Origin of the sequence: Rhodococcus sp. MALMAid1271 (assembly GCF_049195265.1) — a bacterium.
In the GTDB taxonomy this organism is placed as follows: Bacteria; Actinomycetota; Actinomycetes; order Mycobacteriales; family Mycobacteriaceae; genus Rhodococcoides.
Window position 1 is genome coordinate 47,480 of sequence record NZ_JBMIRQ010000126.1, and the last position, 23,971, is coordinate 71,450.

Sequence of the window (23,971 nt, forward strand, 5' to 3'; positions counted from 1 at the left end):
TCATCGGCCGCATGCACTCAGTGAATCGGCACGGTCGACGGGGCACAGCTCCGACGGCAGCTTTACTGATTGCACTGACGGTGTTCGGTGTCCTGTTGATGCATTCGGTGACACCGATGTCGATGCCCGTGACCGGCTCGATGTCCACATCGATGAGCGGCGGCCATGCCTCGTTCGCAGCACCGTCCCACACGGACGCCACGGTTCCGGTGATGACCGGGGAACATGACTGCCCGTCGGGGCACCAGATGATGCATCCCTGCGTCGGCACGACGGTGTCGTGGCCCGCGCTGACGGTCCCGGCGATGAGCGCAGCCCTCGACCTGGCGCCGACATCGGTGAACCGGATCATTGGACGGGCCGACTCCACGCTTGAGCGTGCGCCGCCGTGGACGTTATGGGAGTTGGACAGATCGGTGACCTTGCGAGTGTGACAGGGAGCCCGGCAGACGCGTGTCTGTCGGCGGATCGAACGACATCCAATTCTCTGCACTACCCACTCTTGCAAGGAGTTTCCTCATGCGTACCAAAGTCATTGCCTCGATCGCTGCTGCCGCCGCGAGCGCGTTCCTCGTCGTCGGCTGTAGCGACAACGCGGCCGATTCGTCGATGGACGGCCATGCGATGGGATCGATGTCCTCGGCACCGATGTCCTCGGCCCAAGCAAGCGCGTCCGCAGAGTTCAACGATGCCGACGTGATGTTCGCGCAGATGATGTACCCGCATCACGCCCAAGCAGTCGAGATGGCCGACATGGCGAACGGCCGCACCGACAACCCGGAGGTGCTGTCGCTGGCATCGGCGATCGCCGCCGCGCAACAGCCCGAGATGGACCAGATGACCACCTGGCTCACCGAGTGGGGCCAGCCCATGCCCGACATGGACAGGGGTGACATGGGTGACATGGGTGACATGGGCGGGATGGACCACAGCTCCGGCAGCGGCATGATGACCGCTCAGGACATGGACGCGTTGATGGCAGCGTCGGGACCGGAATTCGACCGCCAGTGGTTGACGATGATGATCGCCCACCACACCGGCGCCATCGAGATGGCCAACACCGAAATCGCAGACGGTTCCAATCCTGACGCCCTGGAGATGGCCCGCACCATCGTCGCCACCCAGCAGCAGGAAATCGACACCATGCAGCGGCTGCTCGGCTGACCCGGCCCGCTATAGACAACGATGGCCGCATCCTCTCCGGCGGAGAAGGTGCGGCCATCAACGTTCCACAATTGTCAGGGCTGCGTTCCCGGTACGAGATCAGCTCTCACAGTGACGGTGTGCGCTGCGACGGAGGGTTGGAACTCCCCTCGTTCACCGCTCCGGTGATGGTGTCGGGCGTGAGGTCGAGTCGACGCAGTAATTGTGCGTTCGCAGCGACGATGATCGTCGACAGCGACATCAGGATCGCGCCGATCGACATCGGCAGCACGAACCCGACCGGCGCGAGCACTCCTGCCGCGAGCGGAACCGAGATGAGGTTGTATCCCGCTGCCCACCAGAGGTTTTGCTTCATCTTTCGGTACGAGGCGCGCGAGAGTTCGATCACCGACAACACCGACCTCGGGTCGTCGCTGGCGAGGATCACTCCGGCCGATGCGATTGCGACGTCGGTGCCGGCCCCGATCGCGATACCGACATCGGCCTGCGCCAGAGCCGGGGCGTCGTTGACTCCGTCGCCGACCATCGCCACCGTACGGCCTTCGCTCTGGAGTTCAGCGACGTTGTGCGACTTGTCTTCCGGTTTCACCCCGGCGAAGTAGCGGTCCACACCGAGCTCGGTGGCGACGGACTTCGCGACGGCGTCGGCATCACCGGTGATCATCACGACCGCGATTCCTCGCGCGTGCAGCGCGTCTACCGCAGTGCGTGACTCGGACCGGATCTCATCGGCGAGCGCGAGGGCACCGATCACGGCCCCGTCGGCGAGGACGTGCAGGATGATCGCCCCGTCCCCGCGCCACCGGTCGGCGACAGCGAGTTCGGATCCGTGTTCCTGCTCGAGCAGTGCCGGCCCGCCGACCTGGATCCGGACGCCGTCGACGTCGGCTGCGACCCCGACGGCGGGGGACGACTGAAAGCCGGCTGCAGCCGGGACCGTCAGGTTCCGCGCGCGTGCGGCCTCGACGATGGCACGGGCGAGTGGATGTTCGGAATCTGCTTCTGCGGCAGCGGCCAGCGCGAGAACGTTGTCGGCGGTGCGCCCGCCGGTCACCTCGACTGCGGTGACGGTGGGTTCACCCTTGGTGAGGGTCCCGGTCTTGTCGAACAGCACGGTGTCCACCGTGCGCATGGTTTCGAGTGCGAGCCGGTCCTTGACCAGAACACCGCCGCGGGCGGCGCGTTCGGTGGCGATGGAGACCACCAGCGGAATCGCCAGTCCGAGTGCGTGCGGGCAGGCGATGACCAGCACGGTGATGGTGCGGATGACGGCGTCGTCGGGCATCCCGACCAGAGTCCACACCGCAGCGGTGATGATCGCGGCACCGAGAGCGAACCAGAACAGCCAGCCAGCGGCGGTGTCCGCGATGCGCTGAGCGCGCGAGGTCGAGTTCTGGGCGTCGGCGACCAAGCGGCCGATGCCGGCGAGGGCGGTGTCCTCCCCTACTGCAGTGACCTGGACGCGCAGACCTGAGTCGGTGGCGACAGTGCCGGCGACGACTTGATTGCCGTCGCTGCGGCGGACGGTGCGTGATTCCCCGGTGATCATCGATTCGTCCATGCTCGCCGATCCGGAGACGATGGTGCCGTCCGCCGGTACGCGGCCGCCGGGGCGGACGACAACGACATCACCGAGCTGCAGCTCGGACGGGGGCACCGGCACCACATCGTCGCCCTCGACGCGTTCGGCGACATCCGGGAGCAACGCCGCCAACGAGTCCAGAGCGGAGGTGGTCTGGGCGAGTGATCTCATCTCGATCCAGTGCCCGAGCAGCATGATCACGATCAGCAGGGCCAGTTCCCACCAGAAGTCGAGCTGATGATCGAGCAGGCCGAGGCTCGCTCCCATCGACGCAATGAATGCGACGGTGATCGCGAGGGCGATGAGCAGCATCATTCCCGGTGCACGGGAACGGATTTCGCTGACTGCTCCGGAGAGGAACGGAGACCCGCCCCAGGCGTACATCACCGTTCCGAACACCGGAGAGACCCAGGCAATCCACGCTGCGTCGGGCAATGAGTAGCCGAGGAGCATCGCGAACATGTTCGAGGCAACGATCACCGGAACGGCAAGGACCAGCATGACCCAGAACAGGCGACGAAACATACCGACGTGATCACCGTGACCGGTGTGCCCGCCGTGCTCTGCGTTGTGCCCGCCGGTGTCGTGGTCCGACTGCGGAGTCGCCTTCTCTGCCCCGTCCGTGTGCATTTCGGGTCCTTCTTCATGCCCGCTGTGCTGCAGTCTGTTCGGCGGATCCGTCCGCGCGGAGTCGACGTCGGAGTGTGTGTGATCGTTCATCGTGCAGTCCTCTCATCCATCGAGTTCGATATCCATTCATCCCATGAACTCGTGGGTTCTGGTTCGGCTGTGTATTCGGCGTCGAGGGCGACAATGATCTGCGCCTGGACGAGCGCGGCTGCACTGGTGACCGTGAATGTCCCTGCCGCCGCCGATAACGCGACAGTGTCCATTCCGATCACGGCGTTGACGTCGTTGCGGACCGACGGCTCACAGTGGCCGTACATCAATACCGGCGTAACTGACAGTGCGTGATGATCATGCGTAGCTTTCGACATCTCGGACAACATATACCCCATAGGGGTATATGTCGATCAAGTCGAACCATACCCCTTCCTGATCCCATTGGGAAGAACCGTCAGGGTGTTGTCAACGCGTGAGCGCCAGTCGGCTGGCCACCAGGTGCACCCGCGGTCGCTGTCATGCTCACGGACGGGCATGGATGTCGATACCGATTCGGTCAAGGGGCGCATGCATCCGCGGCACAGCTGAGCCTTACAGCGACGGGCGTACCTGCACACGCGCGTGGATCATCGGCGTTCGCTGCGATTTCCGTTACGAGTCTTCTCACCGACTGGAGGCAGGGCAGGGCGAATTACGCCGTGTCACGGCGCGCATGGCGAGCCCGCGTGTCGACTCTCGAAGATCGCGGAACTGCTCGTTCGGTCGATCGCTGACGCCGCAGATCGGACGGTGGAGCGATACTGTCTCGTTCACCATGGGGCTGCGGCGCCGCCGATGTAGCGTTGAGTAAGTCGTAGATGGGTGTATCACTCACGTTCGGTTCCACTTTCGATCTGATCGTTTCGGTGCGCCTTCGAACGCGCCGACAGTTGCCGCTCACCGGCCCCGGGCGAGCCCTGCCCTACCGGCCAGCCGGCGCGCACCGACATATCCAGTCCGCAAACTCGGTCACATGCGGTGAAAATGCCTGCCCGTCACACCGCAGTTGCTCTTTACCGAGTGTCGGCACGCTTGCGCAGCGCAGCGGTCGCCAATTCTGCGACCGCTGCGCGATAGAAATCTCGATCTATCTCCCCGGCCGCGAATCTACGATCGAGGATTTCCTGCGCGTCCTCCCCCGATTGCGGGCGAGCGGACATCAGCCGAACCGCACCCCAGATCAACAGAGCGATCACGACCAGCCAGAACGCGGCCATTCCTGCCATCATCGTCCATCCGCCACTCATGGTGCCCATATTCATCATTGCTGCTCCTCACTCTCGCACCAGCCACCTGCTGACCTGCGGAGTGTGGTCATCCCGCAGCTCCTACTATAACGCTTAGTAGTTCAGCTACTATCGAGCATAGTAGTTGACTGCTGTCGAGACGCCGTCGCCCGGACAGGCGATGATGGAGGCAACCTGTGGGAAAGAAATCCAGCAAGTCGCGATCGAAAGCGCACAAACGACGAACCACGGCGACACGATCCGGGGGCGGCCCACCGGCTCCCCACCCCGGTGCCATACGTACTGAGCCCCAGCCAAGGCATCCCCTCTCAGCGGTGGCCCCACATTCTGCGGTCAGCGTCGCCGCCGCCGATTATCTTCGAAGCAGGGGCCACTCGCCCGGCAGCGGTGCACTCCATCCCACTGTCGCCCGGGCTTTCGCGCCGGACTCCACTACCCCACCGCGAGCGTCGGCCCAGGCCGCAGAACCGACGATCGATACTGCAGCGCCGCCGGAGCGCCCACGTGCCCGCACGCCTGAAGCTGTTGCGCCCGCACCGCAGAGTTACGCACCCAAGCGCTCACCAGCCACCAGTTGTACCGATGAGATTTCCCAGGTCGAGCCGCTGGGGCTTGCGGTGACGTACTGGGGTGTCGGCGGGGCCGATGCCGAGCCCAGCCACGACGTGGCGATTCGCTTCACTGGATCGCGGGTGGAAGTCGAGGGCCATGCATCGACCGAGAAGGTCGGTTTCGATCGGACTCTGGTCGTGAAATCACGTCCTGCCGCTGGAGGCCGGTTCGCCGCGACCACCCGTATTCAGGGCATTGCCAGCGGGGAGTGGGAGGTGAGTGCGCGACGCATCGACGGGGGCGCAGACAGTAGCGAACGGCAGCAGAACTCTGTGCTCACCGCGCGCACTGCGCTACTGACATACGGTCCCGCTGTGCGGGTGTGGAGTTGGCCGGCGTTGGTAGCCGCGGGAGCGGTGGTTGCATTGATTGTTCAGGGATTCCTGCTCTCACGCATGGATGCCAATGTTGCTGCTGCTGTTGCAATTTCAGCTCTGAGTTGCGTTTTGGGATATATCGGTGCCAAGGTTTGGTACTTGATCTTGCACCGTCGACCGATATCTACTTTCATCCGCGCAGGAGCGTGCATACAAGGCTTCCTCCTCGTTTCGCTCGGCACCTTGGTCATCGGCGGAGCACTCGGGGGTATGGACGTCGGCGCAGTCCTGGATGCAACCACCCCGGGATTGTTTCTCGGCATGGCGATCGGTCGTCCGGGATGCTTCTTGGCGGGCTGCTGTTCGGGGCGTCCGACTCGATCTCGGTGGGGCCTGTTTTCGTCCGATCGCACCCTGGCGACGAGGAGGATTCCGGTTCAGCTCTACGAGGCCGCTGCAGCCCTGTTGATCGCGGGAGTTGCGCTCGCCGCGGTACTTCAGGTCGACCTTCCCGTCGGAGGGCTGGTCTTCCTGGGGAGTATTGCCGCATACACATTGGTCCGGCAAGGCCTGTTTCTGTTTCGAGTGGACGCGCACACTCGTCGAGGCCGACTCACTGTCTCGCTCATCTGCTGCGCGGTCCTCATCGGCGTCCTCGCAGCGTCGCAGGTGCTCTCGTGATCACCGAACGTATTTTTATGCGTGTGCCTTTCGGTGATCACCTCGATGCGATGGCACCGCATTCGGTGTCCCGATCGACGCTCCGTAGTCCGGCATCGATACTGACTGTCCTCGTCCTTGCACTCGCTGGATGTACCGGCGGCGAGGTCTCTGAGCCCACCGCGTCGATGCCCGTTGCTACACGGGCGGAACTGCTCGATCCCGCTGACTTCGCCGCCGCAATCGCCGATCCCGCCCGAGTCACGATCAACGTCCATACCCCCGACGAGGGCCAGCTCCCGGGAACCGACTCGAGCCTTCCCTTCGACCAGATCCGACAACAGGCCGCGACGTTGCCGCCCGACCGGACCACGCCGCTGGCGATCTACTGCCGTACCGGGACAATGAGCGCCACCGCTGCGAAAGAACTGGCCTCTCTCGGCTACACCGATGTCGTCGAACTACAAGGCGGCATGCTCGCGTGGCGAAACACCGGACGAACCATCGGAGAATGATCACGCACGTTCCGCACCACCGCCCCCGAAGGTCGAGCACCAGAACCGATCCGGTGAAATCGAATGCCGAGATCGTCTTGGTCAGGGTTTACCAGGTCGGGACCGGACACTTCGCCGATGGTCCCGCTACTGCCGGGAAGTGAACCTATCGGTTTGCCAGCGGGCGCAAACGACGTCGAACGGGCCCCGGCCTGTACCGGCGAATCAGAACCTCGCCCGCTGTCACCCTCAGTGCTACCAGCGCAGGCGTGCCCTCGCCCCAGGTTGCCTTCTCCTCGGCGGTGGTTCGGCTCCGTCGGCCGACTCGCTCACGATCGACAACGTATGGACGTGCTGGCAGCGCGCGATGTCAGGCGAAGAACGAGACGGCCGGTCGTCGGAAGACGCGGGCGGCCCCTACACCGAGGCGTACAAGCGTGAGCGCCGCCGTCAAGGTCGGGGTTGGGTGGTCCTGATGGCGGGTGTCGTGATCGGTGCGACCCACGTCGTAATTCATCTCGGGCAGCTTCGGTTTCTTCCGAGCGCCGGATGGCAGGATCTCGCGGTCGGCTATCCGATGGCGATGGTCCTCGCGCTCGTCGGTCTCATGATGATCGCTTCCCGCAGCCGAAAGCCGAGGGGCGAGTATTGCGGACTCGCTCCCGTGATCTGTAGTGCCGCGCGGGGCATTTCATCCCACCGCGCAGGATGCCAACGTCATGGCCCCCAGCAGGGCCACTACTGGTAACGCAGGCAGGGCAACGGCGGTGCACGCTACGAACGCCCGCGCCCACCGGAGGGGAGCATGCGGGATCACTCGGTCCACGGCGAGACGATCGAGCCGCACAACGGTGGCATCGGAAACCATACCGAGGGCGGGCAGAGGAACAGGGTGCGGGCGCAGCGAAGTCAGAGCGCGCCGCACGGGGTCTCGTCCGTGCGAGCGGGCTGCGCGGGCGTCCGCGTCGAGTTCGACCAGAGCGCGCACGAGCGAAGGTGACGCTCGCATGATCGGTAGCCACGGAAACGCATAGGCCACCGACTCGGCAATGCCTACGAGCAGATGATGCCGGCCATCGATGTGTGCACGTTCGTGTGCGAGGACCGCCTCGACTTCAGCAGGCGTCAACTGCGTACGCAGCCCCTCGCTGGCCACGACCATCGCCGGTCGTCCCGCGACGCTGTACGCGAGAGGACTGTCCAACGGAAGCCACAAGGTCGACGCGGGTTGATTCGAACCGGAAAACCCGACGCCTCCAGCGATGATGCGCAGCAGATCGATGTGCCGCTCGTACACTCGCCGTCGCTCACACACTGCGCGCCTCAGGTGGACGATCCAGCGGACTGCGCCGCAGCCCAACATCGCAATCCCGACAACCCCGACGATGGCCTCGACGCGGGCAGGTATGTCGCCCTGAAGGGCGAGCCAGCATTGGTGTGCGATGTCGACCAGGGTCGTCACGCCCCCATGACTGGGGATCGCACTGAGCACGACCGGTACCGCAATGCTGACCAAGGTGCCCACAACGAGCGCCGACCACGTCAAGAGCGTGACGTGCGCATCGATACCTCTGTCGATCATCGACCTCATCAGCAATGGCGCGGCAGCCGCAACCAACAGCCCACCGAGGGCCCACAGGAGTACGGCAGTCACCTCTGACGCTCTTTCAGACCGCGGGTGAGCACCTTCGATTCGTCATCGGAAGCGCCGCGGGCGAAGTGCAGCAGCACGCTCGTCGGGTCGCCGGTCGATTCGAGAAGTATTCGCAAGGCGTCGGAGGCGGCTTCTTCCCTGCTTCGGGTGGCTTCGTACCAATATGCCCGTCCGTTGCGTTGTCGGTGTACCCAGCCTTTACGGTGCAAATTGTCGAGCACCGTCTGAATCGTGGTGTACGCCGGTTCTCGACCGTCCTCGAGTTGATCGATGACATCACGAACCCGGACTGCGGCGCTGGTATTCCACACCACGTCCATCACCAGAGCTTCGAGCTCTCCCAAACCCTGCATGAGTGCCTCCTAGGCGCGTGTTCACTCTATCCCGTCGAACGAGCCAGCTACGTGATCCTTCGGTAGCGAGCACCCTGGTCCGAGAGGTTTGCATGCCTCGAATACGAATGCGGCCGTAGGCTCACGCCAGGTAGGACACCGATGTCATCATTCCCGCTTCCCCGTGATAGAGGTTGTGGCAGTGCAGAAGCCACTGGCCGGGATTGTCGGTGTCGAAGTCGACTTCGACAGTTTGGTTCGGCAAGACCAGCGAGGTGTCCTTCCGGGGGCCTGATCCGGCACCGTTGACAACCTCGAAGGTGTGTCCGTGCAGATGCATGGGATGAAACATCGTGGTGGCGTTGACGAAGCGAAGTCGTACTCTTTCGCCTTCGCGAACGTCGAGGGGGGTGTGCTGCTCGTACGTCTCACCGTTGAGCGTCCAGGTGTACCCGCCCATCTCCATCCCGAGAGCGATGTCGTACGTGCGATCCGGCTCGCGTGCGGACAAGCGGACCGTATCGAGCGACATCAGTTGATCAGCCATCACCGGGGCTGCAGAGAGTTCGGCAGGCCGGACTGAGGACTGCGGCGCGGCGCCTGGCCCGGTACGCAACACAGCGAACCCGCTCCCGTCCTTACCTTCCGCGGCGGCGACAATCGGAAACGCCCCGTCCTGCAAGGTGATGATTGCGTCGTAACGCTCTCCCATCCCTATCAACAAGCATTGCGCCTGCTCGGGCTGAACCGGAAATCCGTCGCTGTGAGTAACAGTGAGAGGATGCCCCCCCACTGCGAAACGGAAGGCCGTGTCGGCAGCTGCGTTGATGATGCGCAGGCGCAGCCGCTGGCCCGGCCGTCCGCCGAGCACGATGGGGTCGGCGGCGATCTTGCCGTTGATCAGGTAGTACGGGTAGCTCACGTCGCCGGTGTCGCCACCGAGAGGCGACTGGGCGGTGGGCGCGCTCATCGACATGCCGCCCATCGACATGCCCTCGCTGCGCAGCCGTTCGAGTTCTCGATCGGGGTCGCCGGCTACCCCGTCGAGCCAGTCGTCCAGGACCAGGACGGCTTCGAGGTCGTAGTCCGAGCCGTCGGCGGGGTCCTCGACGATCAGCGGTGCATACAGTCCTCTGTCGAGTTGGGTACCGACGTGAGGGTGAAAGAAGTACGTGCCCGCGTCGGGCACGGTGAAGTCGTAGCCGAACGAGTCACCGGAAGCCACAGCCGGCTGAGTCAGGCCCGGCACTCCGTCCATGTCGTTGCGCAAGGCGATTCCGTGCCAATGGATCGTCGTCTCCTGCTCGAGGCGGTTGTCGAGCTGTGCGCGCAACACATCACCTCGGCTCAGGCGAATCTCGGCACCGGGGAGTCTGTCGCCGAAAGTCCAGGTCTGTACCTGCACTCCGCCGAGGTCGATCGTGCTCGACTGAGCTCTCAAGGAAATATCGACTTGTCTGCCGACGGCCGAGCGCCGCGCGTCCTCGGCCTGTCCCACCACATCGGAGTCCGGTCCGACAACTGTCGCTGCGGACGAGCCATTGCCGCATGCCGCCAACACGACGGCACTCGTTCCGGCCGCGCTCAGCGCGAGAAAGTTGCGGCGCGTGAGCGAGAACGCACCTGCCCGCTGCCTGGTCATACACATCTCCCAATTCTGTAGAAGTCCGTCCGCCGGCGGGCGTTCGATCCTCGCCGCGTTGCTGGTGCTGGTGCTCGTGCTCGTGCTCGTGCTGAGATCAGCGCACAAGCGCTGTTACCGCCTCCCGCACCTGACTCGGGTCGTAGAACACCGGCGTCGAGGTGATGCGCTCGATCGTTCCATCGCTCTGGACCAAGAAACTCAGGGGCAGGACAGGGGGCGCGTCAAGTGTCTGCAACGCCGCGTCGGCCTGATCGAACGAGGGATAGTGCACTCCCAGCTCGGTGAGCAGGCTCAATGCCGCATCGGCATCGTCTTGGACGTTGAGACCGACGACCCGAACCGCATCCGGTTCTGCGGCGTCCTGGGCCAGAACCGGAATCTCCTGTCTACACGGACCGCACCACGACGCCCAGACATTGAGCAATGTGGGTTGCCCAGCCAGGGAGGTCCCCAGATCGGATAAGTCCGACGTTCCCAAGCATCGTGCGGACGTACCGACGAGCTCGCCAGTTACGGGGGACGGAACCGGCGACGAGGTCGGGCACGGCTCGAGGGCAGCACGGGTAGCGATCACTGCCGACGGGAGATCCTCGTCCTCGACGTGAGGTGCCGATCCTGCGGACCCCACCGACTGGGTCGAGGGATCTCGAGACCACAATGCCAGCGCTCCAACAACTGTCACGATGACGATGATCGCAAGTAGGGACCAGCGTGTCGTCACCCGCTGCACCCTGCACCTCTGTCTCGTTCACCTCGACGATGTCTTCCGGTCTGTCAGCGTCATACTACACGATCTACTATCTTCGATAGTAGCAACGTGGATCCTGCACGCCGTCAACGCTTTCGCGGCCCCTTCACCCTCGGGCCTCACAGTGCCAGCACACAGCTCTCCGGCCGTTCGCCGAAGACGACCGTCCCCATCGAGGCGCACGATGAAGGCCGTCCAGCGACGCCGAGTCCTTCTGGCGCAGAAGATATTACGTACATGAACTTCGGCTCCCGAGAAACAACCCGACGATCGAAATGGGTCGCAGGGTGCGAATGTTACCGATGTAATTCACTGTGACTGATGGTGCTTGTGCGGAAAGGGTGTAATAGTGATGCGGCGTGTCGCCTTGACTCGAAGGCGACCTGAATTACTGCCAGGTATGCAGTTGCCGTCCAGGAGGACCACCGACATGAGACCTCTGCCCTCGTCCTCGTACATGGCGCACCGAACTCGGTGGGGTACTCGCATCCTCGTCGGTACCGCGTTCGTGGGAGGCATCCTCGCGCTGGCACCCACGGCGTCTGCAGCCCCGGACGCCGATCCGGCTGCGCCGCCGCCTGCCTTCCCCGCGCAGGCCCAATCGGACCCGCACGTCCAACAGGAGGTCCTCGATCTCGTCGTCGGCGCACTACGCGAGATTCGCGCCAACGGCGCTCTCGACGACCTGGCCGGCCCACAGAGCCGCATCGTCTCCTGCCTCGTGGGCACGATCGGAGCCACCGATACAGCTGACGGACCAACGGGAGCCCTTTCGCGACTGATCCCCTGTCTCGCGCCGATCGACGACATCGACCCCACAGTTCTCCCCCGACTGGTGTCGTCGATGGACGTCGCCACACTTGCATCCACACTCGCGGCCGCCGAGACTCCCCACGATCCGGCCACCCCGCACACCTCGTCGCGCGGACATGCGGCGGTCCCACCCGGCAGGTCGAACGCCGAGCCCTCGACCGAACAACCGACCGCCCAAGGCACCCAGGACACTCAGGACACTCAGGACACTCAGGACCCCGAGTCGGCCGCCGACCCGTCGACGCCCGAACTGCCCGCGCTCGAACCCGACGCCACTGTGCCTGAAACGTCGGCACCCGGCACGTCATCTGAAACAACGACACCCGAAACCACGACACCCGAGGCGGGCGATCATCCGTCGGCCGCCCCGCAATCCCCTACCGGCACAACAGGGTCGAGCAACGGAAAGTATCGTGCGCCGACAACAGGAACGTTGACCTCGACCTTCGGCGACGGCCGCGCCCATCAAGGAATCGACATCGCCAACTCCACCGGTACACCGATCGTCGCCGTTGCGGACGGCGACGTGATCAGCGCAGGACCGGCCCAGGGCTTCGGACTCTGGGTGCGCATACGCCACGATGACGGCACCGTAACGACCTACGGGCACAACAACGACAACCTCGTGACCGTAGGTCAACGCGTCACTGCTGGTGAAGAAATTGCGACGGTAGGAAACCGGGGTATCTCCACCGGTCCACATCTGCACTTCGAGGTCGACACACCCGCCGGCATAACAAGGTCGACCCCAGACTTTGGCTCGCGGAACGCGGAGCCACCATCACCGGTTCGGACCGTGACTCGTAGTCGAGCCTCGACCGCACGGCCCGCCGATGGGAACGAATTCCGCACTGTTGCACTGACTTCGGATGCGTCTCTGCGGTCTCGTTTTCACCATCAGACCTGAACCCTCGGTGCCTCGACATGTTCAGCGGGCGCGCAGTACGATCGCCCGCATTCCGGTAAGTTCGCCGTACCTACTGCGAGCCCGAGAGGTGAAACGGGGGCCTACGACCGAACAGCCGCGTCGGACAGCGCGACACCCCGAGAGGCGAGCCACTCCTGAGGATCGACCTTGCTCCCCGCCGCGTCGACGACCTCGAAATGCAGGTGAGGCCCGGTCGATTGGCCACGATTGCCGACAGTGGCGATCTGCTCACCGGCTTGCACTCGTTGCCCCACGGTCACCAAGGTTTGATCGATGTGCCCGTAGACCGTTGTCGTTCCATCGTCATGCTGAAGACGTACCCAGAGGCCGAAACCGTCTGCAGGACCGGAGTCGAGCACGGTAGCGTCGGCTGCCGCGTAGACGGGAGTTCCGATAGCGTTGGCGATGTCGAGCCCGGTGTGCGTAGTCCCCCATCGTGGACCGAAATCCGAGGTCAGGGTCCCGGCGACCGGACGAACGAACAGTGGTCGCAGCGCCGCTGCATCACGCGCAGCGCTCTCCTCTGCCCTTCGTTGCCCCTTCGCCAACTGCTCGATCGCATCGTTGATATTGGAGATCTCCGGTATGGCGAGGATCTGAGGCAAGTATTCGGCCACCGGGTCCTGCATCGGTGTCGCTTCGTGCACGGGGACTGCCTGCGCCTGGGCGGGACTCGCATATTGGGCACCCGCCGTGACCAGAGCGCCCGCTGCCACCGCAATACCGACAGCGACACTGCCGCGGCGCTCGGTGGCGCGCGCCCGAGCGCGATGCCGCCCTCTCGGCGTCACCGCCACTCCCGGCACGTCACAGTCCGACAACTGTCGACGTCGGTCGGTCATGCGGGTCATACGGTGTTGTGCCACAGCAGAGTCCTCGGTAATCGAATGGAGCGAGGCGTAATCATCGACGTGCGCACCTCACTGATGTATCGAACGGATCACGACGCGATAACGAAAAGATACACGACGAGTGGGGTAATTACTATCATGGTTAGTAGTTCGATGTCCCCCGCAGTGGTTTCGTGCCTCACAGCGCGGTAGCACCGGACGTCGACGGTCGGAGACCATCGGCCGGCGAACGCTGCCTTCTCCATGCGAGAGCACACCCCACGACAGCAAGAACGACCGCGGCGTACTCCGGAAGCGGTCCCAGCTTTGTCGCCCACGTCGATCTCGTTTCCAGGGCAACATCAGCGACCAACGTCTGCGCAGCGAACAAGCCCGAACGATCTGCGACCTTCCCCTGTGGGTCGATGACGGCACTGACCCCACTGGTCGCCGCAACGAGAACAGTCCTGTTGTGCTCGACCGCCCGCAGCCGCGACATCGCCAACTGCTGGTAGGTCATATCGGTGCGCCCGAACGTCGCATTGTTGGTGGGGACCGTGATCAGCTGCGCCCCCGCACGCACGGAGTCGGTGACCAGCTCGTCGAACGCGACCTCGTAACAGGTGGCGACGGCCGTCGGAATTCCGGCGATATCGACGACACCGTCGCCCGACCCGGGAACGAAGTTACCGGCCTGCGAGGCGTAGGAGGACAACCTCGTCATCACAGATCGCATCGGGAGATACTCTCCGAAAGGAACAAGTTTGCGTTTGTCGTGTCGCTCCCCCGGTCCGAGTACCGGATCCCACACGATCGAGGTATTCATCGAGGTGCCGTCGTCGTTACCGAGCACAGCTCCGACCAGAATCGGCACCCCGACCGACCGCGCTGCAGCGTCGATCCCGGCAGTGGCGTCGGCGTTGCGCAGTGGGTCGATATCGGATGCATTCTCCGGCCAGATCACCAGGTCGGGAGCGGGCACCCTGCCGGCGGTGATGTCGTCCCCGAGCTGCATTGTTCGCTCGATGTGATTGTCGAGAACTGCTCGACGTTGCGAGTTGAAGTCCAGACCCGACCGCGGAACGTTGCCTTGAACAACGGCGACCGTCGCACGCGCTGCGCCTGCATCGTCAGCGGGAGTGAGCGCGAAAGCCAGAGCCGGCACGATCACCACAGTGGCCACCGACCCGACTGCGAATCGCGGCGTCGGCGGGCGTACCTGGCGGACCACACTGGCCAGTGCCGCGCCGATCACTGCGACTGCAAAAGATACACCGGGCGCACCGGCGAACGCGGCAAGCGAGAGCAGAGGGCCGTCTGCTTGGGCGAAAGCTAGTTTCCCCCACGGAAATCCCCCGAACGGAATCCGTGCGCGCAGACCTTCGGTGGCGGTCCAGATCGCGGCGATCCACAGCGGTTCGAAGCGCAACCCGGACACTGCGGCCGCTGCAGCGCAGAACAGTGCCACTGCTATCGCTTGGATCGCCGCGAGCGCCAGCCACGGCGGGGCACCGACGTAGACACCCACCCAGGGCAGCAGAGGCAGAAAGAACGCCAATCCCGACAGATACCCGTAGAAGAACGCCGCCCGGATGGAACGGCCGCGGATGACGAGAACAAGAACCCCGACACCCAACGGCGCGAGGAACCACAGCGACCGAGGTGGAAAGCCCGCGTACAACAGCACACCAGCAGATACCGCACACGATGACCTGCCTGCTATCGCGGTGAACACACGGCGACGTCGGGTTCGTCGGTGACGGTTCACTGTTGTTGCGCTGGACTCGATATCGAGCATGCCTGCATGGCTCTTTTCTCATGTACGGCATAGCGCCACCTGACCACCCTCGGTTACTACTATGCACGATAGTAGTAACAGCGGTGAGCCCGGACCGGCTCCCCCGCCGACACCGCGCCTCTGCGACGTCGATGCATACCCCGGGATATCGACCGCGCACCTTCGCTGTGCCCTTTGTCCTTCGCGGTGCCCTTCGTGGCCGGGCATCGACCGGTGCACGGACCACCCTCGGCTCGCACAAGATGCGTGCTGGACCCCGGGATGGAGACTGGCTTCTACCGCGCCGCAGCACGCCGACATATGCGGGTGCATCTGCTCTGGCGGCCATCATGATCACCGCCCCGATCGTCCTGGCCGTGTTCGACGTGACCAGAAACATGTGGTGCCTGCGGGCGGGCGGTGTGACCGCCCGATTCGGCGGCGGCACATCAGGGGCACCCTGAATGGGTTTGGGCCAACCCAGTTTCCGGCTGCTACCGTCGAGGCGTTGTGAGAATCTCTGCGCTGGGCCCGCCGCGCCTGCGGACGGTTATCGCAGTCGCCGCTGTCCTGTATTTGTTGGCTCACACCATCGCTCAATGCGGCATCGCCTGGGAACAGGACCATCACAGCGACGGCGTACACATCGTTTCGTCCTCGTCTCAGGCCGCCGCGGAACTCTCCCCCAACCACGCGCACATCGACGACGGATCGCCCCACATGGCGCACGATACGAACACCGTCATCGCAATGCCCCGATCCGACAACCCGCCCCGCCCATCGACCATCGCCGCGGTCGCAGCGATGGCCTTCGCTGTGGTGTTGGTGGCGATGTCTGCCCCGCGCATTTCGCGAGCCCCACCGGATCTACCCATTCCGATCCGGCACGGCCGAACCGTCTTGAACGAACTCTGTATCAACAGGTGCTGATCAGCAGCCCGCGGGCCATCCGAGGACTTCTCCTCTCATGGCCCAGTTCGTGCTGCCCATCACTCACTTACTGCGCTCCTCGCAGATCACATACAGGGACTACTCATCATGAACAGTGCTGTTCGCTCCACACTCGTGCCACCGTCCTCCGCCGGCCACATGTTGGCGACCGCCAAGAACTGCCCGGAACCGAGCACAATGGTCGGCAACACGCCCGTTCTGTGGATCGGTGAACCGTTCGCGGACTCCGGCCGCGGCTTCTGGGCGAAACTCGAAGGCAGCAATCCCGGTGGGATGAAAGACCGCCCCGCGCTGCACATGGTCGAAAAAGCCAAGGCCCGCGGCGACCTCGCTCCCGGCGCGATGATCATCGAATCCACCAGCGGAACCCTCGGCCTGGGTCTGGCCCTGGCCGGGATCACCCATCACCACCCCGTCACCCTCGTCGCCGACCCGGGACTGGAACCGATCGTGCACCGGATGCTCGCCGCGTACGGTGCCCGCGTCGAACTGGTCACCACACCGCACCCCGACGGCGGCTGGCAGCAGGCCCGGCGTGAGAAGGTCCGTGAGCTCCTCGATACACATCCAGGGTCGTGGTGCCCGGATCAGTACACCAACCCGGACAATGTCGAGGCGTACGAGTCGCTCGCTCACGAACTCATCGCCCAGCTCGGACGCGTCGACACCTTGGTTTGCTCGGTGGGCACCGGAGGGCACTCCGCCGGGGTGGCCCGGGTGCTCCGGCAGTTCTGCCCCGACCTGAAACTGGTCGGTGTCGACACCATCGGATCGACGATCTTCGGGCAACCCGCCAGCACTCGGCTCATGCGCGGGTTGGGTTCGAGCATCTATCCCGACAACATCGACTATCCCGCCTTCGACGAGGTGCACTGGGTGGCCCCGCACGAAGCGGTGTGGTCGTGCCGCACCCTGGCGGCGACGCACCACGCCAGCGGCGGCTGGAGCGTCGGGGCCGTCGCCCTCGCGGCCGGCTGGATCGCTCGCACCAGCCCGCCGGAGACCCGGGTCGCGGCCGTCTTCCCCGACGGACCGCAGCGCTACTTCGACACCATCTACAACGACGACTACTGCACCGAGCACGGCCTGCTCGACGTTGACCCGCCGACCGAGCCGACGACCATCGCCCACCCCACCGATGAGACTGTGACGTCGTGGACGCGGTGCGCCACCGTCGTCGATCCCACCGTCGTCGATCCCACCGAGAGCGTTCGATGAAAACTTTTCTGACCAAGTTCCGTAGCTTCGACCGGCCCAGCCAGGTGTTGATGGTCAACCAGTTCTCCATCAACGTCGGTTTCTACATGCTGATGCCGTACCTGGCCGGGTATCTGGCCGGTTCCCTGGGCCTGGCGGCGTGGGCGGTCGGGCTGGTGCTGGGGATGCGGAACTTCTCCCAGCAAGGGATGTTCCTGCTCGGCGGCACCCTCGCCGACCGCCTCGGATACAAACCCCTGATCGTCGCCGGCTGCCTGCTGCGAGTTGCCGGTTTCGTACTGCTCGCGGCCGTGGAATCGCTGCCGGCGATCCTGCTCGCCTCGGCCGCGACCGGGTTCGCCGGTGCGCTGTTCAACCCGGCCGTGCGGGCGTATCTGGCCGCCGACGCAGGGCCACGGCGGGTCGAGGCGTTCGCGGTGTTCAACGTGTTCTATCAGGCCGGGATTCTGCTGGGCCCGTTGATCGGTCTCGCTCTGACCACCCTCGACTTCCGAGTCACCTCACTGGCAGCGGCCGCGATTTTTGCTGTTCTGACGATCGTGCAGATTTGGACGCTCCCCGCGCACCGGGCCGAGACGACCGGGGCCACGACATCGGTACTCGAGGACTGGCGGGTGGTGATGGCCAACCGACCCTTCGTGCTGTTCGCGCTGGCGATGATCGGATCCTACGTGCTTTCGTTCCAGATCTATCTTGCGCTGCCGCTGCAGGCTGCGGTGGTAGTCGGTAACGGCAGGTCCGACACCGCTCTGGTGACCTCGTTGTTCGTGGTCTCCGGCGTGGTCGCGATCGCCGGGCAGTTCCGGATCACGTCCTGGTTGTCCCGCAGGTGGGGTTCGGGGCGAAGCGTGGTGGTCGGTATGGCAATCATGGCGCTGGCGTTCCTCCCGCTGATCGTGCTGCCGAGCCCGGCCGCGCTGGGCGGGTGGGCCGCCGCCGGTGCCCTGGTGTTCACCGCTGCACTGTTGGCGGTCGGCACCGCCGCGGTGTTTCCGTTCGAGATGGACACGGTGGTGACCCTGTCGGGCGGGAAGCTGGTGGCCACCCATTACGGGTTCTACAACACCATCGTCGGGGTCGGCATCCTGCTCGGCAACCTGGGTACAGGAGCCGTCTTCGGGCTTCTCAGCGACGCGCATCTGGGTGCACTGATCTGGGCGATACTGACCCTGGTCGGGGCGGCATCTGTGGCCGCTCTCTATGCGCTCGATCGATCCGACCGGCTCACCCCACCCCCCACCGAGACCACGGTGACCGAAAGCGGCGAGGTACCGGCCACCGGCTAGCGGCAGTGCACGCCGAGAAGTGGCCTGCATTGCCCACACCCGAGACCTCGACGATGATTGCCGAACACGAGGGTATCGACGCGGCACCGTTCACGACTATCCACCGACCGGTGGCCCGCATTCACACGAATGCGGGCCACCCACACCTCAGGCGGGGGTACTGCGGTGACGTTGGAGGCGACGGACGACGGGGTAACCCGTGACCACCCCGAGGACGATACCGATTTGCATGAGCATCCAGAACGCAGCATCGGTGGCCGGTGGCATGGTCTCGGTGTAGTACAGCAGCAGCATCCAACCACCCATCCCGAGGTCGAACGCCAGTACGGTCAACGCAGCGACGCCGACCGCAGCCAGGACAGAACGCCGAATGGATTGCCTGCGCACCGACTACCGGTGTGATGGCCGAACGCTCGTATACGAAGAGCATGATCGTGGCCAGTATGGCGATGACGATGATCATCACCCAAAGAACACTCTGTCCGCACGAGATTCGACGTCGGCAAGGACGGAAGCGACATCATCGAGAAGATTGTGGGCATCTCTGCGCGCGCGTAATCCGCGTTCGTAGTAGCCGGAGTCGAGGACGCCCGCCGATGCAGGCTCTGGTGCGACGTTCGATTCTGGGTGCCGCTCCCGCATCCGAGGGCGGTGTTCCGGTCAGTGCCCAGGGTCATGCCGTAGCACCGGTGCGGCACATCTCGTTGCATACCGTAGGGGGGTATGGTAAATCTGTAAGTGGGTCGCGACGACCTCGATCACATTCCGAATCGAAGAAAGAAGGGCATCGATGAACACCACCGTCACCGTCACCGGAATGACCTGCGGGCACTGCGTCTCCTCGGTCCGAGAGGAGATCAGCGGCATCCCCGGTGTGACCGCCGTGAATGTCGACCTCGCGAGCGGCCGAGTCGATATCGACTCGGACACCCCGATCGAGCAGACGGCCATCGCCCACGCAGTCGACGAGGCCGGCTACCAGCTCGCCTCCTGATCGACACCAGACCCGGACAGGAGATTCGCACGATGAACGCATCATCGAAGTTCGTCGGATTCACCATCGCCCTAGCCGCGGTCTTCGGGCTCGCCTTCGGAGCCGGGGACGCCTTCGGCCCCGAAGGTGCCGCACCACCCGACACACACGACACCTCGACTCACGACGCCGCCGCGGTGTCCACTGCGGGCGGGCCCGTCGCCAATCAGAGACCTGGAGGATTGATGGTCACCGACAGCAGATACGCCGCGGTGCCCGCCGCCTCGGAGCCGATGCCCGCCGGGCACGGACACTGACACACCACCACACCCCGAGAGGAGCGACGATGAATCCCGTCACGCACCACCCCACCGCCGACGGCCGGGTCGAACTCGACATCAGTGGTATGACCTGCGCCTCCTGCGCGAACCGGATCGAGAAAAAGCTCAACAAGCTCGACGGTGTCACCGCGACGGTGAACTACGCCACCGAAAAAGCACGCGTCGACTACGTCGGTGATGTCTCGACCGAGGATCTCGTGGGCACCGTCGAGCAGGCCGGCTACACCGCCACGGTCCCCGCGCCCGCCGCCTCCTCCACCGACCCCGACGCGGCCGGGCCAGCCGAGATCGACCCCACCGCCTCGCTGCGCCAACGCCTGCTCATATCGCTGGTGCTCAGCGTGCCGGTGATCGCGATGGCCATGGTTCCGGTACTGCAGTTCACCAACTGGCAGTGGCTTTCCCTGACCCTCGCCGCACCCGTGGTGGTGTGGGGGGCATGGCCGTTCCACAAGGCCGCCTTCACCAATCTGCGGCACGCCACCTCAACGATGGACACCCTGATCTCGATGGGCACCATCGCAGCACTGGGGTGGTCGTTGTATGCCCTGTTCTGGGGCACCGCCGGAACGGCCGGCATGACACACCCGTTCGAGCTGACCATCTCCCGCTCCGACGGGGCCGGCAACATCTACCTCGAGGCCGCAGCCGGAGTCACCACCTTCATCCTCGCCGGCCGCTACTTCGAAGCACGCTCCAAGCGACGCGCCGGTGCCGCCCTGCGTGCCCTGCTCGAGCTCGGTGCCAAGGAAGTCTCCGTCCTGCGCGAGGGTGTCGAACAGCGCATCCCCACCGATCAACTCATCGTCGGTGACGAGTTCGTCGTCCGCCCCGGGGAGAAGATCGCCACCGACGGCGTGGTCGCCGACGGCTCTTCCGCGGTCGACAATTCGATGTTGACCGGCGAATCCGTGCCCGTCGAGGTAGGACCCGATGATCTGGTCGTCGGCGCGACGGTCAACGTCGGTGGCCGAATCGTGGTCCGGGCGACCCGCATCGGCTCGGACACCCAGCTCGCACAGATGGCGAAACTCGTCGAAGACGCTCAGACCGGTAAAGCCCAAGCTCAGCGTCTGGCCGACAAGATCTCCGGAGTCTTCGTCCCGATCGTGATCGCCCTTGCCGCGGCGACACTCGGCTTCTGGATCGGCACCGGCGGTGGGATCGCGGCCGCGTTCACCGCAGCCGTCGCCGTCCTGATCATCGCCTGCCCGTGTGCCCTCGGCCTGGCCACCCCGACCGCGCTGATGGTCGGCACCGGCCGCGGCGCTCAGCTCGGCATCCTGATCAAGGGTCCCGAAGTGCTCGAATCGACCCGCCGTGTCGACACCGTGGTACTCGACAAGACCGGCACCGTCACCACCGGCAAGATGACTCTGCTCGACGTGATCACCGCCGACGGCGAGGACACCGCGCAGGTGCTGCGCCTGGCCGGTGCACTCGAAGATTCGTCCGAGCACCCCATCGCCCAGGCCATCGCCAAAGGTGCCCGCGAGAAGGTCGGAGCCCTGCCACCGGTGGAGCAGTTTATAAATATCGAAGGCCTCGGGGTGCAGGGCATAGTCGACGACCACGCAATGATCGTCGGACGGGCCCGCCTCCTCGCCGACCGGGCGCAGCAGCTGCCGGACGAACTCGAAAGTGCGATGCGTGCAGCCGAATCCGAGGGCAAGACCGCCGTCGCAGTCGGTTGGGACGGTCGGGCTCGCGGAGTACTGGTCGTCGCCGACGCGGTCAAACCCACCTCCGCCGAGGCGATCGAGCAGCTGCGGGGCCTGGGTTTGACGCCGATCATGCTCACCGGCGACAACGCAGCCGCCGCGCGTGCCATCGCCGACCAGGTCGGCATCCACGAAGTGATCGCGGAGGTGCTGCCCGCAGACAAGGTGGACGTCGTCAAAAGGCTGCAGGAGCAGGGCAAGGTAGTGGCGATGGTCGGCGACGGCGTGAACGACGCCGCCGCGTTGGCGCAGGCCGACCTCGGTCTGGCGATGGGCACCGGTACCGACGTTGCGATCGAAGCCAGCGATCTGACGTTGGTGCGCGGTGATCTGCGCGCAGCAGCGGATGCTATCCGCCTGTCCCGCCGAACGTTGGGCACCATCAAGGGCAACTTGTTCTGGGCGTTCGCCTACAACGTGGCCGCCCTCCCCTTGGCTGCGGCCGGGCTGCTCAATCCGATGCTGGCCGGTGCAGCGATGGCGTTCTCGTCGGTGTTCGTGGTCAGCAACAGCTTGCGGTTGCGCCGGTTCAAGTCCCTCACCGGATAACCGCGCGGGTAGAACAAGCACCCAAAAGGCTGGGGTGGGCGTGGCATGCAGGCGCGCCACCCCACCCCACCGCTACAACCCCGATGCAGCCTACGAAAGGAGAGGGCCATGTCCTTCGTGACAACGACCTTGGTGCAGATCACCCGGCACCCGGCGACCCGAGCGGTGGCCCGCTGCGCGGTGATGTGCGCTGCGGCGGCGGCCCAGCGACGACTCGACGGACCGACCCTCTCGCGCCATACCCCGGGCGGGCATAATCGAGGATGCTCGGCATGACACTCGGATTCCAGGAGGACACCATGGCCACTCCCGCGGCCGCGCAGGCACCCGCCGAGACCGACGGCCATGATCACGCCGCGCACGGCTACATCACCGAAAAGGACGCCTACCTCAAACGCCTCAAGCGCATCGAAGGCCAGGCCCGAGGACTGCAGCGCATGGTCGAGGAAGACAAGTACTGCATCGACATCCTCACCCAGGTCTCGGCGATGACCAAAGCCTTGCAGGCGGTGGCCATGGGCCTGCTCGAAGCTCACATCAGCCACTGCGTGGTCGACGCCGCCATCGCCGGCGGTCCCCAAGCCGACGCGAAGATCAAAGAGGCCACCGACGCGATCTCACGGCTCGTCCGCTCCTGAGCACCGGCAGTGCGAAGCCATTCCTCGCCGTCCACTCCCGCGTGCTTGTCGGAAACCTCGGCGAGGCGGCGCAGGCAGAGACCGTCATGACCGAAACCGTATCGGCGATTCTGCGCGATCGCCGAGTCCTCGCCACCGTGGCAGCGCTGGCAATACTGGCAGTGGCTGCCGCCCTCGTACCCCGCCCGTCGATCATTGTGGTGCGCGAGTGGGCGGAGTCGATGGGCCCGTCGTTCGTGGTGGTGTTCTTTCTGACCCAGGCGGTGTTGACGATTGCCCCGGTACCGCGCACGGTGTTCACCCTCAGCGCCGGACTGTTGTTCGGTCCCGCCACCGGGGTCGCCGTCACGATCGCCGCCACAACTGTCAGCGCTGTGCTGGCGTTGCTGCTGGTGCGCGCGCTCGGGCGCACCGCGGTGCAGGAGCGGCTGACGAATCCTGCGGTCAAGTCCATCGATGCCCGGTTGGCTCGGCGGGGGTGGCTGGCCGTCGGGTCCTTACGGCTCATTGCCCCGGCACCGTTCGCCCTGGTCAACTACTGCTCCGGACTCTCCGCGGTGCGCCTGCTGCCCTACACGACGGCCACTGTCGTGGGGATTCTGCCCGGTACGATCGCCGCGGTGCTGTTCGGGGACGCTTTGACCGGGCGAACGAATCCGGCATTGATAGTGGTGACGTCGGCCTGCGTGGCCGCCGGGGTGGCAGGATTGCTGGCCGACGCCCGCCTGCCGGTGTCGCAGGCACAGCCCAACACCGCAGATGGCGCATCGAGAAGCGGTCGCCTTCGTCGTCTGTTGCTGCCGGACCGCGGATAGGACGTGGCGAGAA

The 23,971-nt window shown here is 64.8% G+C and carries 24 protein-coding genes and 1 pseudogene; 15 read left to right on the forward strand and 10 right to left on the reverse strand.

The genetic code is table 11. The features are described from left to right. Positions 1-11: 11 nt before the first annotated feature. On the forward strand, positions 12-434 hold the full coding sequence (locus ACOQFP_RS24365; RefSeq protein ID WP_027494146.1) for a DUF6153 family protein: 423 nt from the start codon (positions 12-14) through the stop codon (positions 432-434). 85 nt (positions 435-519) lie between these two features. Beyond that, positions 520-1,164 carry a DUF305 domain-containing protein gene (locus tag ACOQFP_RS24370; RefSeq protein ID WP_008720034.1) on the forward strand — a complete coding sequence of 215 codons (645 nt, stop codon included), beginning with the start codon at positions 520-522 and terminating at the stop codon, positions 1,162-1,164. Between the two features lie 106 nt (positions 1,165-1,270). Here the strand turns inward: ACOQFP_RS24370 and ACOQFP_RS24375 are convergent, their stop codons facing one another. The 3 genes from ACOQFP_RS24375 to ACOQFP_RS24385 all read right to left on the reverse strand — a co-directional run bounded on the left by ACOQFP_RS24375 (position 1,271) and on the right by ACOQFP_RS24385 (position 4,674). Next, positions 1,271-3,466, reverse strand: a complete 2,196-nt coding sequence (locus tag ACOQFP_RS24375; protein ID WP_421585777.1) for a heavy metal translocating P-type ATPase — start codon at positions 3,464-3,466, stop codon at positions 1,271-1,273. Then, a complete protein-coding gene (locus tag ACOQFP_RS24380; protein ID WP_045841178.1) occupies positions 3,463-3,744 on the reverse strand; it encodes a hypothetical protein in 282 nt (93 codons plus the stop codon). Before ACOQFP_RS24380 ends, ACOQFP_RS24375 begins: the two co-directional genes overlap by 4 nt. A gap of 678 nt (positions 3,745-4,422) precedes the next feature. Further along, complete coding sequence (locus ACOQFP_RS24385) at positions 4,423-4,674, reverse strand: hypothetical protein (protein ID WP_032401334.1); 252 nt, start codon at positions 4,672-4,674, stop codon at positions 4,423-4,425. 296 nt (positions 4,675-4,970) lie between these two features. Between ACOQFP_RS24385 and ACOQFP_RS24390 the strand changes: the two genes are divergently transcribed. Beyond that, positions 4,971-6,266, forward strand: a complete 1,296-nt coding sequence (locus tag ACOQFP_RS24390) for a prolipoprotein diacylglyceryl transferase family protein (protein ID WP_230595438.1) — start codon at positions 4,971-4,973, stop codon at positions 6,264-6,266. A 17-nt stretch (positions 6,267-6,283) separates the two neighbouring features. Continuing rightward, complete coding sequence (locus ACOQFP_RS24395) at positions 6,284-6,760, forward strand: rhodanese-like domain-containing protein (protein ID WP_231578189.1); 477 nt, start codon at positions 6,284-6,286, stop codon at positions 6,758-6,760. 670 nt (positions 6,761-7,430) lie between these two features. Here ACOQFP_RS24395 and ACOQFP_RS24400 read toward each other — a convergent pair. From ACOQFP_RS24400 to ACOQFP_RS24415, 4 genes are all read right to left on the reverse strand, one after another. After that, positions 7,431-8,393, reverse strand: coding sequence for a M56 family metallopeptidase (locus ACOQFP_RS24400; protein WP_032375712.1), 963 nt, complete (start codon positions 8,391-8,393; stop codon positions 7,431-7,433). After that, a complete protein-coding gene (locus tag ACOQFP_RS24405) occupies positions 8,390-8,746 on the reverse strand; it encodes a BlaI/MecI/CopY family transcriptional regulator (protein WP_032375711.1) in 357 nt (118 codons plus the stop codon). The genes ACOQFP_RS24400 and ACOQFP_RS24405 overlap by 4 nt, the downstream gene beginning before the upstream one ends. Positions 8,747-8,867: 121 nt before the next feature. Next, on the reverse strand, positions 8,868-10,367 hold the full coding sequence (locus tag ACOQFP_RS24410) for a multicopper oxidase family protein (RefSeq protein ID WP_032375791.1): 1,500 nt from the start codon (positions 10,365-10,367) through the stop codon (positions 8,868-8,870). Between the two features lie 97 nt (positions 10,368-10,464). Then, a complete protein-coding gene (locus ACOQFP_RS24415) occupies positions 10,465-11,052 on the reverse strand; it encodes a TlpA family protein disulfide reductase (protein WP_421585778.1) in 588 nt (195 codons plus the stop codon). A 1,246-nt stretch (positions 11,053-12,298) separates the two neighbouring features. Here ACOQFP_RS24415 and ACOQFP_RS24420 point away from each other — a divergent pair. Further along, positions 12,299-12,738: pseudogene (locus ACOQFP_RS24420) on the forward strand (M23 family metallopeptidase); the annotation flags it as partial. A gap of 201 nt (positions 12,739-12,939) precedes the next feature. On the opposite strand, the gene ACOQFP_RS24425 reads toward ACOQFP_RS24420, so the two are convergent. Beyond that, positions 12,940-13,701 carry a M23 family metallopeptidase gene (locus tag ACOQFP_RS24425; RefSeq protein ID WP_176460367.1) on the reverse strand — a complete coding sequence of 254 codons (762 nt, stop codon included), beginning with the start codon at positions 13,699-13,701 and terminating at the stop codon, positions 12,940-12,942. 187 nt (positions 13,702-13,888) lie between these two features. Then, positions 13,889-15,487, reverse strand: a complete 1,599-nt coding sequence (lnt, locus tag ACOQFP_RS24430; RefSeq protein ID WP_080733460.1) for an apolipoprotein N-acyltransferase — start codon at positions 15,485-15,487, stop codon at positions 13,889-13,891. A 242-nt stretch (positions 15,488-15,729) separates the two neighbouring features. Between lnt and ACOQFP_RS24435 the strand changes: the two genes are divergently transcribed. The 4 genes from ACOQFP_RS24435 to ACOQFP_RS24450 all read left to right on the forward strand — a co-directional run bounded on the left by ACOQFP_RS24435 (position 15,730) and on the right by ACOQFP_RS24450 (position 18,921). Beyond that, entirely contained in the window at positions 15,730-15,930 is a 201-nt protein-coding gene (locus tag ACOQFP_RS24435) for a hypothetical protein (protein ID WP_141215005.1), read from the forward strand. Positions 15,931-15,976: 46 nt separating this feature from the next. Next, positions 15,977-16,396, forward strand: a complete 420-nt coding sequence (locus tag ACOQFP_RS24440; protein ID WP_230593569.1) for a hypothetical protein — start codon at positions 15,977-15,979, stop codon at positions 16,394-16,396. A 108-nt stretch (positions 16,397-16,504) separates the two neighbouring features. Continuing rightward, positions 16,505-17,635 (forward strand): PLP-dependent cysteine synthase family protein, encoded by a 1,131-nt coding sequence (locus ACOQFP_RS24445; RefSeq protein WP_032375708.1) that lies wholly within the window; start codon positions 16,505-16,507, stop codon positions 17,633-17,635. Then, positions 17,632-18,921 carry an MFS transporter gene (locus ACOQFP_RS24450; protein WP_032375707.1) on the forward strand — a complete coding sequence of 430 codons (1,290 nt, stop codon included), beginning with the start codon at positions 17,632-17,634 and terminating at the stop codon, positions 18,919-18,921. The genes ACOQFP_RS24445 and ACOQFP_RS24450 overlap by 4 nt, the downstream gene beginning before the upstream one ends. Before the next feature lie 147 nt (positions 18,922-19,068). Here the strand turns inward: ACOQFP_RS24450 and ACOQFP_RS24455 are convergent, their stop codons facing one another. Continuing rightward, on the reverse strand, positions 19,069-19,308 hold the full coding sequence (locus tag ACOQFP_RS24455; protein ID WP_032375706.1) for a DUF4396 domain-containing protein: 240 nt from the start codon (positions 19,306-19,308) through the stop codon (positions 19,069-19,071). 403 nt (positions 19,309-19,711) lie between these two features. Between ACOQFP_RS24455 and ACOQFP_RS24460 the strand changes: the two genes are divergently transcribed. The 6 genes from ACOQFP_RS24460 to ACOQFP_RS24485 all read left to right on the forward strand — a co-directional run bounded on the left by ACOQFP_RS24460 (position 19,712) and on the right by ACOQFP_RS24485 (position 23,958). Beyond that, complete coding sequence (locus ACOQFP_RS24460) at positions 19,712-19,915, forward strand: heavy-metal-associated domain-containing protein (RefSeq protein ID WP_032375705.1); 204 nt, start codon at positions 19,712-19,714, stop codon at positions 19,913-19,915. A gap of 32 nt (positions 19,916-19,947) precedes the next feature. Then, entirely contained in the window at positions 19,948-20,211 is a 264-nt protein-coding gene (locus tag ACOQFP_RS24465) for a hypothetical protein (protein ID WP_032375704.1), read from the forward strand. 29 nt (positions 20,212-20,240) lie between these two features. Continuing rightward, positions 20,241-22,505, forward strand: coding sequence for a heavy metal translocating P-type ATPase (locus ACOQFP_RS24470; RefSeq protein WP_032375703.1), 2,265 nt, complete (start codon positions 20,241-20,243; stop codon positions 22,503-22,505). A 108-nt stretch (positions 22,506-22,613) separates the two neighbouring features. Next, positions 22,614-22,781 (forward strand): hypothetical protein, encoded by a 168-nt coding sequence (locus ACOQFP_RS24475; protein ID WP_155288777.1) that lies wholly within the window; start codon positions 22,614-22,616, stop codon positions 22,779-22,781. 23 nt (positions 22,782-22,804) lie between these two features. Beyond that, positions 22,805-23,143: a metal-sensitive transcriptional regulator gene (locus tag ACOQFP_RS24480; protein WP_032375786.1), complete on the forward strand. Its 339-nt coding sequence runs from the start codon at positions 22,805-22,807 to the stop codon at positions 23,141-23,143. Positions 23,144-23,229: 86 nt separating this feature from the next. After that, complete coding sequence (locus tag ACOQFP_RS24485; RefSeq protein WP_045841173.1) at positions 23,230-23,958, forward strand: TVP38/TMEM64 family protein; 729 nt, start codon at positions 23,230-23,232, stop codon at positions 23,956-23,958. The last annotated feature ends 13 nt before the right edge of the window (positions 23,959-23,971 follow it).

What these genes read in the sequence shown, in the direction of transcription:
- ACOQFP_RS24365 (WP_027494146.1), top strand. Translation starts at nt 12, where the DNA reads ATGCACTCAGTGAATCGGCACGGTCGACGGGGCACAGCTCCGACGGCA.
- ACOQFP_RS24370 (WP_008720034.1), top strand. Translation starts at nt 520, where the DNA reads ATGCGTACCAAAGTCATTGCCTCGATCGCTGCTGCCGCCGCGAGCGCG.
- ACOQFP_RS24375 (WP_421585777.1), bottom strand. Translation starts at nt 3,466, where the DNA reads ATGAACGATCACACACACTCCGACGTCGACTCCGCGCGGACGGATCCG.
- ACOQFP_RS24380 (WP_045841178.1), bottom strand. Translation starts at nt 3,744, where the DNA reads ATGTCGAAAGCTACGCATGATCATCACGCACTGTCAGTTACGCCGGTA.
- ACOQFP_RS24385 (WP_032401334.1), bottom strand. Translation starts at nt 4,674, where the DNA reads ATGATGAATATGGGCACCATGAGTGGCGGATGGACGATGATGGCAGGA.
- ACOQFP_RS24395 (WP_231578189.1), top strand. Translation starts at nt 6,284, where the DNA reads ATGCGTGTGCCTTTCGGTGATCACCTCGATGCGATGGCACCGCATTCG.
- ACOQFP_RS24405 (WP_032375711.1), bottom strand. Translation starts at nt 8,746, where the DNA reads ATGCAGGGTTTGGGAGAGCTCGAAGCTCTGGTGATGGACGTGGTGTGG.
- ACOQFP_RS24410 (WP_032375791.1), bottom strand. Translation starts at nt 10,367, where the DNA reads ATGACCAGGCAGCGGGCAGGTGCGTTCTCGCTCACGCGCCGCAACTTT.
- ACOQFP_RS24425 (WP_176460367.1), bottom strand. Translation starts at nt 13,701, where the DNA reads ATGACCGACCGACGTCGACAGTTGTCGGACTGTGACGTGCCGGGAGTG.
- lnt (WP_080733460.1), bottom strand. Translation starts at nt 15,487, where the DNA reads ATGCTCGATATCGAGTCCAGCGCAACAACAGTGAACCGTCACCGACGA.
- ACOQFP_RS24435 (WP_141215005.1), top strand. Translation starts at nt 15,730, where the DNA reads ATGCGTGCTGGACCCCGGGATGGAGACTGGCTTCTACCGCGCCGCAGC.
- ACOQFP_RS24445 (WP_032375708.1), top strand. Translation starts at nt 16,505, where the DNA reads ATGAACAGTGCTGTTCGCTCCACACTCGTGCCACCGTCCTCCGCCGGC.
- ACOQFP_RS24450 (WP_032375707.1), top strand. Translation starts at nt 17,632, where the DNA reads ATGAAAACTTTTCTGACCAAGTTCCGTAGCTTCGACCGGCCCAGCCAG.
- ACOQFP_RS24460 (WP_032375705.1), top strand. Translation starts at nt 19,712, where the DNA reads ATGAACACCACCGTCACCGTCACCGGAATGACCTGCGGGCACTGCGTC.
- ACOQFP_RS24465 (WP_032375704.1), top strand. Translation starts at nt 19,948, where the DNA reads ATGAACGCATCATCGAAGTTCGTCGGATTCACCATCGCCCTAGCCGCG.
- ACOQFP_RS24470 (WP_032375703.1), top strand. Translation starts at nt 20,241, where the DNA reads ATGAATCCCGTCACGCACCACCCCACCGCCGACGGCCGGGTCGAACTC.
- ACOQFP_RS24475 (WP_155288777.1), top strand. Translation starts at nt 22,614, where the DNA reads ATGTCCTTCGTGACAACGACCTTGGTGCAGATCACCCGGCACCCGGCG.
- ACOQFP_RS24480 (WP_032375786.1), top strand. Translation starts at nt 22,805, where the DNA reads ATGGCCACTCCCGCGGCCGCGCAGGCACCCGCCGAGACCGACGGCCAT.
- ACOQFP_RS24485 (WP_045841173.1), top strand. Translation starts at nt 23,230, where the DNA reads ATGACCGAAACCGTATCGGCGATTCTGCGCGATCGCCGAGTCCTCGCC.